The 15,500-nt window shown below is 36.8% G+C and carries 16 protein-coding genes; 2 read left to right on the top strand and 14 right to left on the bottom strand.

The window, feature by feature from the left end; translation table 11 throughout:
- Positions 1 to 13: 13 nt before the first annotated feature.
- The 3 genes from EPJ89_RS04505 to EPJ89_RS04495 all read right to left on the bottom strand — a co-directional run bounded on the left by EPJ89_RS04505 (position 14) and on the right by EPJ89_RS04495 (position 4,341).
- Positions 14 to 2,416 (bottom strand): helix-turn-helix domain-containing protein, encoded by a 2,403-nt coding sequence (locus tag EPJ89_RS04505; RefSeq protein ID WP_200549088.1) that lies wholly within the window; start codon positions 2,414 to 2,416, stop codon positions 14 to 16.
- Between the two features lie 284 nt (positions 2,417 to 2,700).
- Positions 2,701 to 3,756, bottom strand: coding sequence for a VanZ family protein (locus tag EPJ89_RS04500; RefSeq protein ID WP_200542404.1), 1,056 nt, complete (start codon positions 3,754 to 3,756; stop codon positions 2,701 to 2,703).
- Positions 3,757 to 3,795: 39 nt separating this feature from the next.
- Complete coding sequence (locus tag EPJ89_RS04495; RefSeq protein ID WP_200549086.1) at positions 3,796 to 4,341, bottom strand: G5 domain-containing protein; 546 nt, start codon at positions 4,339 to 4,341, stop codon at positions 3,796 to 3,798.
- Between the two features lie 178 nt (positions 4,342 to 4,519).
- Here EPJ89_RS04495 and EPJ89_RS04490 point away from each other — a divergent pair, with 178 nt between their 5' ends.
- Positions 4,520 to 6,043 (top strand): ABC-F family ATP-binding cassette domain-containing protein, encoded by a 1,524-nt coding sequence (locus EPJ89_RS04490; protein ID WP_200549084.1) that lies wholly within the window; start codon positions 4,520 to 4,522, stop codon positions 6,041 to 6,043.
- A gap of 29 nt (positions 6,044 to 6,072) precedes the next feature.
- Here EPJ89_RS04490 and EPJ89_RS04485 read toward each other — a convergent pair whose 3' ends face one another.
- The 8 genes from EPJ89_RS04485 to EPJ89_RS04450 all read right to left on the bottom strand — a co-directional run bounded on the left by EPJ89_RS04485 (position 6,073) and on the right by EPJ89_RS04450 (position 12,591).
- Positions 6,073 to 6,732: a GntR family transcriptional regulator gene (locus EPJ89_RS04485; RefSeq protein ID WP_161636482.1), complete on the bottom strand. Its 660-nt coding sequence runs from the start codon at positions 6,730 to 6,732 to the stop codon at positions 6,073 to 6,075.
- A 54-nt stretch (positions 6,733 to 6,786) separates the two neighbouring features.
- Positions 6,787 to 7,836 (bottom strand): DUF871 domain-containing protein, encoded by a 1,050-nt coding sequence (locus EPJ89_RS04480; RefSeq protein ID WP_200549082.1) that lies wholly within the window; start codon positions 7,834 to 7,836, stop codon positions 6,787 to 6,789.
- A 14-nt stretch (positions 7,837 to 7,850) separates the two neighbouring features.
- A complete protein-coding gene (locus EPJ89_RS04475; protein ID WP_161636484.1) occupies positions 7,851 to 8,300 on the bottom strand; it encodes a DUF3284 domain-containing protein in 450 nt (149 codons plus the stop codon).
- Positions 8,300 to 8,449 carry a hypothetical protein gene (locus tag EPJ89_RS04470; RefSeq protein ID WP_200542402.1) on the bottom strand — a complete coding sequence of 50 codons (150 nt, stop codon included), beginning with the start codon at positions 8,447 to 8,449 and terminating at the stop codon, positions 8,300 to 8,302. The genes EPJ89_RS04475 and EPJ89_RS04470 overlap by 1 nt, the downstream gene beginning before the upstream one ends.
- A gap of 60 nt (positions 8,450 to 8,509) precedes the next feature.
- Positions 8,510 to 9,832: a PTS sugar transporter subunit IIC gene (locus EPJ89_RS04465; protein WP_200542401.1), complete on the bottom strand. Its 1,323-nt coding sequence runs from the start codon at positions 9,830 to 9,832 to the stop codon at positions 8,510 to 8,512.
- Positions 9,833 to 10,013: 181 nt separating this feature from the next.
- Positions 10,014 to 10,682 (bottom strand): P-II family nitrogen regulator, encoded by a 669-nt coding sequence (locus EPJ89_RS04460; protein ID WP_161636486.1) that lies wholly within the window; start codon positions 10,680 to 10,682, stop codon positions 10,014 to 10,016.
- 3 nt (positions 10,683 to 10,685) lie between these two features.
- Positions 10,686 to 12,158: a DUF1538 domain-containing protein gene (locus EPJ89_RS04455; protein ID WP_200549080.1), complete on the bottom strand. Its 1,473-nt coding sequence runs from the start codon at positions 12,156 to 12,158 to the stop codon at positions 10,686 to 10,688.
- Positions 12,159 to 12,261: 103 nt separating this feature from the next.
- Complete coding sequence (locus tag EPJ89_RS04450) at positions 12,262 to 12,591, bottom strand: hypothetical protein (RefSeq protein WP_161636488.1); 330 nt, start codon at positions 12,589 to 12,591, stop codon at positions 12,262 to 12,264.
- A 183-nt stretch (positions 12,592 to 12,774) separates the two neighbouring features.
- On the opposite strand from EPJ89_RS04450, the gene EPJ89_RS04445 reads away from it, so the two are divergent.
- Positions 12,775 to 12,966, top strand: a complete 192-nt coding sequence (locus EPJ89_RS04445) for a helix-turn-helix transcriptional regulator (RefSeq protein WP_125164542.1) — start codon at positions 12,775 to 12,777, stop codon at positions 12,964 to 12,966.
- 48 nt (positions 12,967 to 13,014) lie between these two features.
- Here EPJ89_RS04445 and EPJ89_RS04440 read toward each other — a convergent pair whose 3' ends face one another.
- The 3 genes from EPJ89_RS04440 to EPJ89_RS04430 are packed head-to-tail and all read right to left on the bottom strand — an operon-like array spanning position 13,015 to position 15,419.
- A complete protein-coding gene (locus EPJ89_RS04440; protein ID WP_200549079.1) occupies positions 13,015 to 13,173 on the bottom strand; it encodes a hypothetical protein in 159 nt (52 codons plus the stop codon).
- Between the two features lie 10 nt (positions 13,174 to 13,183).
- A complete protein-coding gene (locus tag EPJ89_RS04435; RefSeq protein WP_161636489.1) occupies positions 13,184 to 14,722 on the bottom strand; it encodes a putative ABC exporter domain-containing protein in 1,539 nt (512 codons plus the stop codon).
- Position 14,723: 1 nt separating this feature from the next.
- Positions 14,724 to 15,419, bottom strand: a complete 696-nt coding sequence (locus EPJ89_RS04430) for an ABC transporter ATP-binding protein (RefSeq protein WP_161636490.1) — start codon at positions 15,417 to 15,419, stop codon at positions 14,724 to 14,726.
- Positions 15,420 to 15,500: the final 81 nt, after the last annotated feature.

The following is a 15,500-nucleotide window of genomic DNA, read 5'->3' as shown; positions in this document are numbered from 1 at the left end:
ATTTGGTATCTTTTTATATCTTATTTAACTTAATGAGACTTATATTCAACAAGCTCTGATTGAATGTGTAATCTAATTCACCGTCAAGTTCCAAATATTTAACCTTCATTCTTGGATTTGACTGTTGACGTATGTAATCACGTTCTTCTGGCGTGAGATTTGAAATCCCTGTATCCTCAATCCAGTTCTGACAGAAATAAGCATTCTTATAATCTAAATAACGTTCCGTCATCTTGTAACGACCGTTTATGCTTTCAATTTTAAAATTAACCTTGCGCTCATAATCAGAACCACTGTTTCGATCCTTTGCGTCAACACGTCGATAAGACTCATAATAATTTGAATATATAATAATGGCGTAATCGTGATGATTTCGAGTGACGATATACCCCTCTCCATAATCAACCACCGTACCAAATAATTCTTGAAGGAATTTAAGCACGTAAAATGGCATCCGCTCAACACCGAGATGGTTGTAGAAACTTGAGTAGGACATCGGAAGCATTTCTTGCTGCGTTCTCCCAAGGATATTCCAAGATGAAAAGTAAAAATCCCCTAAACTTAGCTGAAGTAAAATAGGCAGGAACAAAAGATTATAGAACGGGTTATCAAAAGAATCGTTCCATCGGTAATCATCGTCTACCGCATAATTAAATGACGCTGCAACAATATGACGTCCTAATCGGTCTGCTGGTAAATTACTTCGAATCGCTTGATTAATCTCACGAATGTCATTAAGAATTTTCGGTAGTAATTGATCACTGCCAAAATCATTATTCGTAAAATTTAAATCGCACGTGTAAAATGCTGGATCAATATTCATACCTGCAATCATTTCAAGATACTCATGATGAATTTCTCGCGTATCATTATCGAAGCTCCCCAGATACAAACCCCAACGGACTTTTTCTTGGTCAAACTTTTCTTGAAGTACATTTACAAAAGAATGGATGCATTCTTTAAACATTGGTCTTCGTGCATGATCACTTACAGCATCATTGATTGTAGGAAAGTACAATTCATAACCCCATTCACGAAGTTTTGAATTACTAATAATTAATGATGCTTCATCCAATGCCTTTTGCATTCCAACGACTGCGTGACTCATTTCGTTTAAACTCGCTCCTTCTTGCAACAAAGCATTAAAGGTTACGAAATCAAGTCTTAAAACGGGAACAATATCAAATTCCGAAAAAACAGTAAAGATATTGTAGATTTCAAACGAGGAAAAGTCACGAAGTGCGCCAGATTTCGTTTGCAACTTAAATACACCATCTAAGAATGCAAGTTTAATCTTGACTGTTTTAAATTTAAAATGTCCCAACGTTTCACGCAATTCTGCAATACTCAAGAAATCACGATCAACAACACAATCCAAATCCACAACGACTCCCCATGCATTCCGGAAATGACCTTTAATAAAATTTGGATTAATTCGCGCTTCTAACGCCTTAATCGGTTCGTTTTCCAATTGACTGGGTCCTTTCGTCCCCACCTCTAAGAAATAACGCACCTTCGAATCTGCTGCATATGGATACTCTAAAGATGTAATATAATCCGTTGTATACTGTTTTCTAAATTGAGTTGGTGATAAGCCGAAAACTTTTTGGAAATCTCGACCTAATGCTTTGATGTCTAAAAACCCACAATGATTTGAAATCTCTGTCATTGTTAAATCTGTATTGATAAGACAGTCAACAGCGTAATTGATACGATTTACTCTAAAGTACTCACTAACATTAACACCTGTAATCTTCTTAAACATTCTTGATAGATAAGCACCGCTGACATTATATTCATCCGCAAGTCCTTCTAACGTAATTTTTTCATTCTTCGCATCTGCATATTTTTCAGTAATATCAATAACGATTGATTCAATTGAATCTGTTGTCTGAATGGTTCGCTTTTGATTCATTACAAACAGTTTGATGGAATCAACGACTTCTTTAACGGCATGATAGCTATTTTCAAACGTTACTTCACCGCCATCTTTTTGACCGTATAAGTGACGAATGGATTCGATAAGACGCACTTTATTTCTTTGGTCTTTAAGGGTACTATCAATACTTACCTTTTGCGATAAGTTAAAGTGTTCTTCTGCAAACGACGCATCAATTTGTGTTACAAGAATTAGATTATCGCGACTGTTTGCATAAAAGCAATGCGCTCGATTCGGCTCAAGAATATAAACATCACCCTCATTTAGATTTAAATACGAACCCTTAACGCGAAGCCCAATCATGCCCTTAACAACATAAATGACCTCAAACGCCTTGTTCGCCTCAAATTCCTTACCATCGATTTGTTTCAAAAACGTACGGTACGGTAAATTTCTTCTAACAACAACTACTCCATTATTCATAGCAATACCTGCGAGTGAGCAGGATTCTGATTTTTTGATATGTATAGTATTCATGGTATGGTTCTCCCTTGCACATTGTCATCAAAAAGAATCACAATACATCCCTAGAATGCTTGTGATTACCTCTTTCTTTGATAAGCATTACCCATACTTATTCAACTCAAAGATCGTATTTTTGTTTATATCTTTTCTTGATCGAATACAACATGTAAGATTTTAACACATTTCAACAAAATTTCACATAGAATTTGCATATTTGGTATGTTTCTACGCAAAATATGTCTTTTTTGTGCACTTTTCCGTACTATTTCGCAAAATAAAAAGAAGGTTTCCCTTCTTTATGGATTTGTGATGTGTGCTTCTCCAACTTTTCGTGCCGTGGCAATTTTTGACTCAGTAATAAAATAAAAATGATTCCCAGGATGGTCAACTGTCCATCCCATTGTAAAGAAACGGTCATCGCCTTCATCTTGATGGGCATTTAAATGCATGGGACCAACCTCATATTTACCGTATGAATAATCTAAGAAAAGCACTTTTTGTTTTAACTCGATTGTTGGGTTATCAGAGTGAAACCCTTCAAAATCATCGCGTTTTAATTTCATATACCCTTCCATCGAAACTGTATTGTGTTCAAAAGTATAGTACTTTCGATTTGCCTTGCCATTTGAAATCATATTCCGCATATTCAAGCGATATGTAATTACATCATTCGCAGATACTTCCAAATAAATACTGGACATCATAAAGAGAACAAGTAAGACGACCGACAACACATTAAACCCTTTACGCTGTAACCAATGTCCCTCTTTTTGATCGACATAGTTGAGTAAATGACGAATAACGCCATAATACAAACAAAAACCGAGAAGTCCACCAAGTGTATTGGTAATTAAATCTGTCACATCAAAATGCCAAAGAATCACACCGAACGCAAGCGTCAACAGTAATTCAAGACATTCAATTAACAACGATATAAAAAATGTAACAAATACCGTATATTTAATATTCCGAAGCCGTTTAAAGAATACGGGTAAAAATACCCCCATCGGAACCATCATCAAAACATTCAACAACGGTTCTTTTAAATTTTTGAGACTCAACCCACTCCGAAACGGCATTAAATTATAATAATCGATAGACGCATTCTCAAGCGAAAAATGAATGGCCGCATTTTGAATTTCTTTTTGATTTAATGGTAGTGGAAATAACGTAAGATCAAGAACCTTACCGAGATATAAAATGAATAAAAGACCGAGTATTTTATTTTTAATTGTGGTTTTACGATATTTCACTAAAAAAAACATCGCAATGAGAATATATACGATGATCCCAGAATTGATCGATACCCCTTGTGTATTCTTAATTATTGGACCTAAATAACGTTCAAACATGTAAAACTCCATTCTATACCCAAATTTTACATGATTCCCTTATTGTTGTCGAGAATTCTGGAGATTAATATGTTTAATTTCATCGATTGGCGATTCTTTAACAAATTTACGTGGTTTTTCTGTTTTAACGATGACATCATCGTGATAAATAATCCGTGTCCGAATTTCCATAATCCCATTTTCTCCAGATACTGGATGCATCATGTCGATTTTATTTGGATCAATATAAATTGTTTTAAACGGAATTTCGACATACTCAACAACCTCATCGTATGTTACTTTTTTACACACTGCATAAACCGTCATGTCTTTATTAACCCTGATTCTATTTTCGGATATTGCATGATTATCAAAGGACCACCCTTTGAAAAGAACCGCTTGTTCCGCATCAAATAAATGTTTCTTCGGCAATTCAAAAACAGTATTTTTACGAACAACATGGATTGTTTTGGTAAACGCTTGAAATGGCATGGATTCTGATTTTAAAACTACAAACGCATAATTATTTTTAAATACAATAAATGACATTACACAGATACAAACTGAAACTAGAAAAACATACCTTATTCGTTTATTTTGATTCATAAATGCCCCTCTATAACGTATCATAAAACTAAGTTTATTTACGAAAATCGTTATTTAAGACAAAACCATTCCTATTTAGTACTAAAATGAACGCTTAAAAAGATTTATGTTATAATGTTTCAAGATATTTTAGTGAAGGATTGTAAAGTTTAACCTTCATGATGAAAGAAGGTTAATGATGCCCTATCTAGAAATTAAAAACCTAACGCACACTTTTGTGGAGCGTCAGTTGTATAGTAATGCCGAGTTTCTCCTCCATAAGGGAGATCATATTGGTCTTGTAGGATTAAATGGCGCTGGTAAAAGTACTTTAATTCGATTTATGACTGGTGACTTATCGCCAGATTTTGGAACCGTTGTCTGGCAAGATAAAATTGAACTTGCCTTTATGGATCAATATGTTCGTGTTGACCCGAATTTAACCATCCATGGTTACCTATCAACAACCTATAAAGATTTATTTGAGCTTGAGGCTCGTATGAATGCATATTACCTCGAATCGATGGAAGATGATGATGCACTTCGTAAAGCTTCAAACATTCAAGAACGTTTATTACAAGCCGATTTTTATACAATCGAAACTGAAATTCAAAAGGTAATTCAAGGGCTTGGATTACACCTTTTGGGCGCGGATACAAAAATTGAACATCTTTCCGGTGGACAGCGCGCTAAAGTCATATTAGGAAAATTGTTGCTTTCTGAAGCAGATGTATTGTTACTGGATGAGCCGACCAACTTCTTAGACGTTGACCATATTGAATGGCTTGCGAACTACCTTAACGCATACCCTAAAAGTTTTATTGTTGTTTCACATGATGATTCATTTATAAACCGTGTTGCGAATGTGATTGTTGATATTGATTTTCAAAAGATAACACGCTACAACGGAAACTACGATGCTTTCTTAAAACAGAAAGAACATAATCGAATGGAACAGCTCAGCCTTTATACCAAACAACAAGCTTATATTGACAAAACGGAAGCATTTATTCGTAAAAACAAAGCAGGTGGTAATGCGAAAATGGCACGTGGACGTCAAAAACAATTAAACCGACTCGACCGTGTCCATGCACCCCTTGCTCATGCAAAACAAAACTACGCCTTTAAAACACTTTCTCAAGCTAATGTTCGGGTTCTTGAAACCCTTGAACTTGCAATTGGTTATGATTCTGTATTAATTGACGGATTTAATATGAAAATTTACGGTGGTGAACGCTTTGCGATTACAGGATTTAATGGTATTGGTAAATCCACACTAATTAAAACCATCATGGGTCAGCTTCACCCTTTAGAGGGGAGCATCTACCTTAATGATGACCTCCAAATCGGATACTTTGAACAAAGCCTCAATTGGGAAGATGATACGTTGACACCACTTCAAATTGTTAGTCAAACATATTCAAAGTTTTCTCAAGGGGAAGTACGTAAAACCCTTGCTTCCGTAGGAATGAAAGAAGAACACTGGAGTCGCAGCATTAAAACATTAAGTGGTGGCGAACAAACTAAAGTAAAACTTTGCCTTCTGATGAACCGATATACCAACATGCTCGTACTTGACGAACCAACCAACCATCTCGATATTGAGAATAAAAATGCCTTAAAATACGCTTTACAGGCTTATACAGGAACCATCATTCTTGTATCTCATGAAGGCAGTTTTTATGATGATTGGGTTGATCAAATCATCAGTATCGAAAAATAAAAACTTAGACTCTATGAGCCTAAGTTTTTTTAGTCTGTAATTTCTATGGAACGGTGCTCAGGATGATTAAAACTTTTAATAAAAACAAGTGGACTCCCGTCATTTTTATAAATTATGGATTCAATAACTAAAATAGGACTTTCAAGTTTAACACCCAGTAAATTCGCGTACTTAATGGGAACATGCATAGGGATCACCGTAAACGATGCACTTCCTCGATTGAAAAACGCATTAAAATTTTCGAGTTTTGGGAGATCATTGAACGCGTCATCGGATAACTGATTTCGAGCAATATAAACTTCTTCAATCGCAATATTAACATTATTCATGGATAAAATACGAATAAAACGAACAACTGAAGTGTCTTGCGTAATGTTTAACTTTGAACTTACATCCGCACCACATGACGCCTTCACATCAAAATATAAGATCGTATGCTTATCAAATTCAGGGGTTAATAACGAATTCTTTTTAATCAATCGCTTATCAGAGACAAAGGTTCCGCGATTTGCATCACGGTATAGATAACCTTCATCAACCAATTCATTAATCGCTTTACGAACCGTCATCCGACTTGCCTGAAAATGATCAGTGAAATCACGTTCACTAGGAATTGAGGCATTGGGCTCCATCATATCGATCATCTTAATGATCTTATCTTTAATTTGCTGATAAAGTGGAATTTTCATCCATACACCTCCAATATATACCTATTATAAAATAATCTATAAAACATTCAACGATTATTTGATGAATGCGAAAGGACGCCAAGGTTTGATGTAATCAAGAAGCATCATTTCTGAGTTTGGGATGTGACCGATTTTATTCTTGTTTCCCTCATTTGGCATGGGTTCAAGAACAATATGTAATTCCCCTTTATATCGACCGTATGCGTCATTTAATATAACAACATCACCACGCTCTAAATCTACGGTATTCTTGGGTGAAATCACTTCATTTGCATAGGTAAGACGCGGCATCGTTGAACGCGCCATATACGAACTCATATCCCCACGTACAAAATGATAATGATCATAAATAATTTGCGCTTCAACCTCAGAGAGTTCAACATCCAAGTCTACTTTAAATTGTAACTTCCCTAATGCTATCTTGGTACACGCCTCCAACTCTTCATCTGACGCGTATGCATTACCAATAAGAATATCATCAATCATCTCAGTCGCGATTAATTCACGAATTTGCACATCAATCGGTAAATCACGATGATGTTCAAGGGTACACAATCCTTCATAAACAGGCCAGGGTCCAAACGTTCCACTATTCTGACTGGATACAAATGCAGCGCTTTGCAGGCCAAGTTTACGAATCTTTTGATTACAAAAATCAAAATGCGCTTTACTTAGACCCGTAAATCGTTGTGGATAAAAAGTCATGACATTCTCAATATAGTCATTTCCTTGACTTGAGTTTAATTCAATTTTTAAGTCGTATTGGTTAAACGTCATTTCACTTTCAAATGCTCCGTTAAACCCTTCATCCAAACGGATACCATCGACCCCAATTTCCTTAAAAAACACTAAATTAGAATGCTTGATTTCAAATGCCTTAAATACTGCAGGTGCCACATCTACAATAACTTCCATCCCACGCTGATGCGCTGCATCCGTAATGGAGCGATAATCCTGAATGAGTTTCTTTTGATTGCTTGAATCAGTTTGAAGTAAACTCATAAAAATACGCTTAAACCCACAGTCTGCCGCTTTATTTATGTATGTGATATCCTGTTCCATCGTCGAATTTTCTGGATAAATTGATATTCCTAATCGTGCCATAATATGCTCCTTTTCTACGCCTTGACGCTGCGTTCATTCAAGATTGTTTGAATTTGATCTAACAGGAGATTAATTCGTTTTTGACTGCCTTTACGATAAAAGCGTTCCATTAATTTGAAATTCAACATCTTTCGCTTCTTAATCGAATGATATGACTCGGCGTATGTTAGTTTAAATTGAGAATCATCAAGAGGTTCTAGATGATATTCAAGGGTGTTAATCCCTTGAGCACTCTCAAAGCGTACCGAGTATGTATTCGGTCGTTTAAGTTCTAAAAGGGTTACCGTAACATTTCCAGAATTACCCATGCGACCTCTTAGTTGTTTTTGATATTGATATCCTTCGTGAATTTCATCTTCCGTAAGGTTATGACCTGTACTTGTCGCAAGATCCATAAGCAGTGATTCGATTAACAAATCATAACACTGTTCCGGTGTGCCTTGCATCGTTCTATATACTTCCATTAATTTCGACCCTTTCGATAAAAGAGTATCATCGCAATGACAATGAGCATGATACCCGAAATCAAGATACCAAACCCTTGATCTACCGTACTGGATAGTAAGACCAAAAGCGTTCCGATTGCGAATATAAAAACAATCCACTGTTTCATAATTAACCTCCACTAAAACAAATATTAGGAGCAGTTAAGCCCCTAATATCTCAATAAATATTATTCTTGTGTTTCAGTATAATCAATCTTATTTGCTACCATTACAAATACGGCCCAAATTGCTGTACCAATAACCAAATTAATCAATGCTAGCATAGCTGCTGTAAATGAGAATCCCGTTGCCATCCATGCATAAAGAATTGGTGGCATAACCCATGGAACTTCTAAGAATACAGGTGGAACGATTCCAGCTGATGTTGCAAGATATGCAATCGTAACAAGAATTGTTGGTACTAAAATCCAAGGGATTAAGTAAATTGGATTTAAAACAATTGGTAATCCAAAAATCACTGGTTCGTTAATATTAAACAATCCCATTGGCGCACTTAACTTCGCCACTGCACGATTTTCTTCACGTTTCGAGAAAATAAGAAGCGCAATAATGAGTCCTAACGTACAACCAGCGCCACCCATCCACGCAAAGGCATCAAATGATCCACGCGTCCATAAATAGGGTAAATTTTCTGCAGATAAGGCTGCATTATATGCGTTTGTATTTGCAGTTAAAGCTACTTTATACACACCATCAAGGGCTGGTGCTAATACATTGGTACCGTGAAGTCCAAAGAACCAGAATACCGAGACTGACATAGTTACAAAAATAACTGACCCAAGACCTTGCGAAACATTTAAGAAAGGCATTTGGACATATTTAAGAATTAAATCCCCAACCGAAGCATCAAAGAATGTTGATGTAAGGTATGCAAGGGTTCCAACAGCATATAAAGCCACACAACCTGGAATAATTGAAGCAAATGCGCGGGAAACTGCCGGTGGGACTTGATCCGGTAACTTAATTGTAATGTTCTTATTCATAAGTTTTGCATAGATTATTGTTGCAATAAACCCTACAATTAAAGCCGTAAAAAGACCCTTAGCATCCATATAGCCAATGCCAATGAATCCCCAGCCCACTACAGGTTCTGCTAACCCAGCCACATCGATGGATGCAACTTGTGGTGTCACAACAATAAATGAAGCGAGTGAAATAAGACCACCCGCAAGTGGATCCACATCATAGGCTTTCGATAATTGATAACCGATTGCAAATGCAAACACTAACGCTAAAATTGCCAGTGTTCCAAACCAAATGTTTCCGTTGATACCAATAAGCCAACTAAATGCATCGGTAATGCCATCTGCACCAAATTTAGCGGGTAAATCACGTACAAGTGCATTTAATAATACCGCGACAGACCCAGCCATCGTGATTGGCATGATGCTTATAAATGCATCACGAATTGCCACTAAATGCTTTTGTGAACCAATTTTAATTGCAATTGGGACGAAATGCTCTTCCATCCATGAAGTTAATTTCTCCATATATATCTTCTCCTTTACTACGGCTCATACCGGTTATTTTAAGTGGTATATACCATGTAGTTAATCTTAATATAACACACTCATATCGAGATGCAAGCGTTATCATCAGACTTTCACAAAAATAACACGAACTCAAGACGAACTTGATTCCACAAAAAAACAGGTTTATGAAACCTGTTTTTTATTCTTGATTTAAAAGTCCAAGTGTGCGCGATGTCTCGACAACAAAGATTACGCCATGTCCTGGTTTATCAATTTCAAACGATGTATTGAGCGCATGAACGATGGCATCCGTCATATCCATTTGCGATAGGATGAGGATTACTTCTTTCTCAGGCTCAATATCCATATTAAACAATTTTTCATGCTCATGAGTTCCAGACCCTCGTGCATGAATAATGGTTCCCCCTGTTGCACCATGTTCTTTTGCAACATGCATTACATCTTGGGCAAATCCATCATCGACAATAATAAAAATAGCATCGATACCCACGTTTCGCTCACCTTCCTTTAACGTTTTAATATGACTTGGTAATTTTTGAATCCCAAGAACACTTTTAAGCGGGACTGAAAAAATCACGCCTGAATCGGCTTTTTTAAAATTCGTGTGCTTTTGAATGTGATCATAGAAATCTTTCTCAAGCAATTCCGGCATAATTGTAAGACATACCTCTTTACGACGTTCTTCAATCCCAAGAAGATTGAGCAGACGGTCTCTGACACATCCACGTCCTTGAAACACAGTTCCACCGGTAGCACCGACTTCGCGCGAAATTGATAGAATATGCGAACCGCGTTCACGTTCCACAATTGAGCAAACCATGATAAGATTTGAAATTTGAAAAGGCATAAACTACCCCCCTCTTTTTTTTGTTTTTAGTCCATATAAGACACCTAAAATTTGAATTGCGATAATTGGCATCATTGCAATCATCGCGATGACACCAAATCCATCGGTCATAACATTTGCTGTTGGAATTGCAGTTGCCGCACCTTGTGCAAACGCTAAGACAAAGGTTGCAGTCATGGGTCCAGAAGCAACGCCCCCGGAATCATAAGCAATCCCTACAAAAATGTTGGGTACCTTAAACGACAGCATCGATGCGAGCATAAAACCAGGTAAGAGCATATGCCAAAGTTTAAGGTGCTCTGAAGTAATGCGAAGCATCGACAACATAACCGCAAAGGCAATACCAATTGAGAGTGTAACTAAAATTGACTTTTTCTTAATATGACCAGAAGTAACTTCCTCAACTTGTTCTGTTAGAACATAGACTGCTGGCTCTGCCAAAACAACAACCATCCCCATTAGAAATCCTACGACTATTAAAAGGGCCCGATTTGGTACCAACGCCACACCATGTCCTAAAATTCGACCTGCATCCATAAAACCCGCTTGTACGCCCGTCATAAAGATTGAAAGACCGAAGAATGTATAGAAAAGCCCTTTAAAAATTTTGTCTCGACGAATTCGAGTAAGTTTAAATTTCCAGACGTCAAACACGATAAAGAGGATGGTAAGTGGTAAAAGTGAAAGCAATGACTCTTTGAACATTGTAGGCAATATCTGAATAAAAGGCAAGAGAATCCCCTGTGATTCAAGAATCACGGCACTTTCACCTTCAATCCCACCCAAACCTCTAATCAAACTTAAGATCATAACCATAAAAATGGGACCCGCAGACGCTAAGCCAACCATACCAAAGCTGTCCTCTTCCGCATGTTTCCCACCTTTTAACTGAGAAACACCATAACCTAAAGCAAGAATAAACGGTGTGGTCATCGCACCCGTTGTAGCTCCTGAGGCATCAACGGAGATTGCAAGAAACTCTTCCGAAACGAAGATCCCTAAAACCATAATCCCAAAATACGTTACCGCAAAAAGTTTATTGAGAGGTTTATTAAATAAAATCCTTAAAAGACCGATGGCAACCATAAGACCAACACCCATCGACACAACACTTACAATTAATGTTGCGGATAACGTTCCACCCGAAGCCATATTCACTTCATTCGCAAGAATTTGCAGATCCGGCTCTGCAAAGGTAATTAAGAACCCAAGGATAACCCCTAAAAGTGCAACAATGCTTACTTTATTCGTTCTTGCAATGGATTTTCCCATGAGCGTTCCAATTGGAACAATTCCAAGTTCTGCTCCAAAGAGAAAAATCCCCAGACCAACAATCACAAACAACGCACCCATTAAAAAACGTACCAAAACTTCCGTTTCTAAAGGCACAATCAGCAGATGCATTAAAAGCACTAAAACTGTAATGGGTAACACAGAGAAAGATACTTCTTTAAATTTACTCAATAAGATATTCAAATAACCCCTCCTAACTCACTGTTTTTAATATAACATGAATCAACGTTCATAATCTATTTATGTGGAACATCACATAAAAAAATCTAACCGAAGTTAGATTTTTTTAGTACTTATCAATATGACGTTTCGCCTCTGAAAGCGACATTCCTGTTTTCTCAATCAACATTTTGGTAGCTAGAATCTTTTTGCCAGATTGTACGAGATTCCGAATTTCCGTTTCAGAATACTCACTGACACGTGTAGACGTATTGGGTGTTGTTTTACTCCCAAATTCTAGTTTATGGTGATGAACTTCTGCTTCCGTATAGGGTCTTGATTTTCGTTCCGCTTCAAATACATCGTATTCTGTTGTTCGTTCTTGAATTCGAGCAATGCTTAAACCGATAATCAGCACAACAAGAATAATAATTAAACCTACAAGTACTTGTTCCATAATAATCACCTTCTTTCTCTTATCATATCTTATCTGCTCATTAATTAAAACAATTAGTAGTAAATACAATGTTTTTTTAAGCTTTTAATCACATTTAAAGAACTTTTTGCTATACTATAACCAACTAATCATAGGTTAAGGGGATACTAAGATTAACTCATCATATCGGAAAGGTACGATGAAATGAAAAATAAAATTAAAGAAAAGCGTAAAGCATTAAAATTGACACAACAAGAACTCGCAGATCAAACCGGGGTTACCCGGCAAACGATTTTAGCCGTTGAGCACAACAAGTATGTGCCATCATTACAACTTGCTTTCAATATTGCGAAAGCACTTAAGACTGACTTACAAGATGTTTTTATTGATGAGTAGTCCCCAAATCACAAATTAGTTTACAGGCTTATGCCTGTTTTTTTATGATTAATCGTCGATCGAATCCAAGTAGCTTCCAACACAAACTCCAACGCTGCATCCAAGACCCAAGCCCAATACTAATTTATCAAGGATAAGTCCGACAACCAAGCCGACACCGACTCCAATCGGAATCCAGGTTGCAAGTGCATTTTTTTCCTGTTTCATAAAACCCTCCTTAAAATTCGGTTCCTTTAAGTATGGGTGCCACCCACACAAATCCAGCCCCTGCAAGTGCATAAGCAACTAGACTGGCTGTTATTCCTAGAGATAGGATATTGGCTTCAATATCAATGCCTAGAAGCCCTGACATCGTCAATACGACTCCAATAGGCAACAAACAAAGAATCATACGAATCAACATATCGACAATTTGATTGTTTCGTGATTTCATAATACGAATTGTAAGAATTGACGAAACATTGATCAAGGCAACATAACTCGATACAAAAACACACGCAACCACAATATCCACAACACCTGCCTGTGTAAGCACACCGGATACCAGCGTAAAGCAGAACGTGATGGCTAACGATTTAAGGAATGGAAGTTTAACGGTATTAAAAAGCTTACGCAACGGTGCATCCGGAATCAGATATAAATGGTATTGACTCAAATCATCCTTTAACGTATCTACATTTGCCTGATTGAAGAGTGCAATAATAATAAACATAACATACCCTTGAAGCGGGAGTTTCATCACAAATCCCATAACACTATATATGAGATAGAGCAAAACATCCTTCAGCCCAATCATCCGTCGTTGTTTTTTTAATAACAAGACGTTTTTGTCATGGATTGCGCGTGCACCAGCACCATACTTAATCTCAACATGTTTTATTTTATCGGTATCGATTTCTTGTTTGCCTGCTTTTGCACGGGCATAAAATTCTGAAAAATCCTCGGCATCGAGCATCGCCTGTTCAAAAAAATCACCCTTTGTGTTCGCAAAAACATAGACGGCCAGAATGTGGAATAGAATCATAAGGCCAAATCCCAGGGTTAATTGCCCTAGATTTGATGATACAAATCCAACAAGTCCGAGTTTTGCCCATCCGAATAAAGGAATCCAAAAGAATGCATCTTGGGTTACAAATGCCATTAGAGATCCCATGAAATCAAAACCGTTTTTGTAAAACTGCAAACCAAAGATAACCAAAGCACTCAGAATGAACCCTGCAAAAAGAATTCGTGGTCCTTTGCTCTTTGTTTTATTGATAATTCCTTTTAAGTAAAACCATTCCATGATGAGTGAAAAGGCACTAATTAACAGTGTCGTCATGAAAAAAGTAATGAGGACAAGTTTGAACGGCATTACAAAATGAAGACTAAACTGAAATGCACAGAGAAATGATGCCAATATCGCTAAGAGCATACTTCCCCAGACATTTTCAAAGGGTAGTAGACTTAAAATTTGCTTTCGATTAAAAGGTCCAATAAACATGAAATAGGAGTCTTCTAAAAAGAAGAGACTTTGATGTTTGGATAAAACCATCGACAACATAAAAAATGCACTAATGCCTAAGACAATCATTATATAGGCTTGCATCAACTCTGGCGGCATGATCATTTTCCCTTCATGTCGAAACATGGGAATCAGCATCGAACCATAAAGTACAATTGCCCCTAAAGTAACCAGCGCCGAGGTTGGTTTCTTAAATATATTTCTTATTTTCGCAAAGCGTTTGAGTATAGATAATTTAAGCAAGATGACCATATTATTGACCATCCTTGCCGACTTCAAAGTATATTTCTTTTAGACTTCTATCTTGAATATCTTTACGTAATACTTCACAAATAACATGACCGTTTTTCATAATATAAGCACGGTCCCATACATCACTTACAATATCGATAACATGTGTGCTTAGAAGGACACTTGTCCCTTTATTTTTAAGACTTGTAAGGAGTTTAAGGGTATCCTCAATACTTTGCGGATCGAGTCCCATCATAGGCTCATCAACGAGAATTGCTTTAGGTTCTGTAATTAAAGCAAGAATCATTGAAAGTTTTTGACGCATCCCCTTTGATAATTCTTTCGCAATGGTATCGCGCTTATCATCAAGTCTAAATAAATTCAAATATTCCGTCGCATTATGTTCATAATCTTTGACATCATAAGCATGACCGATAAAATCAATGTGTTCTTGAACTGTAAGCAAATCATACAAAACAGGAACTTCAGGAATGTACCCAAAACGCTTTTTAGCTTCGACACTGCGATTATCATAACCGCAAATTGAAATTTCGCCATCATAGTCTAATAATCCAATGATGGACTTAATTGTAGTGGATTTTCCGGCTCCATTTTCCCCAAGTAATACGGTAATCTCCCCTGGATTCGCAATTAATGAAACATTATTGGCCGCTACTTTGGTACCGTATTTCTTTGTCATATTCTTTACATGAATCATACTCAATCTCCTTTAATGGTAATTAAATGGTATCATGTACAATTGAATTTACGTTTTAAACGACCTAAATGACCCTATTTC

The sequence above is a fragment of the Erysipelothrix sp. strain 2 (EsS2-6-Brazil) genome (assembly GCF_016617625.1).
GTDB lineage: Bacteria > Bacillota_I > Bacilli_A > Erysipelotrichales > Erysipelotrichaceae > Erysipelothrix > Erysipelothrix piscisicarius.
This window is presented reverse-complemented; position numbering and strand designations above follow the sequence as displayed.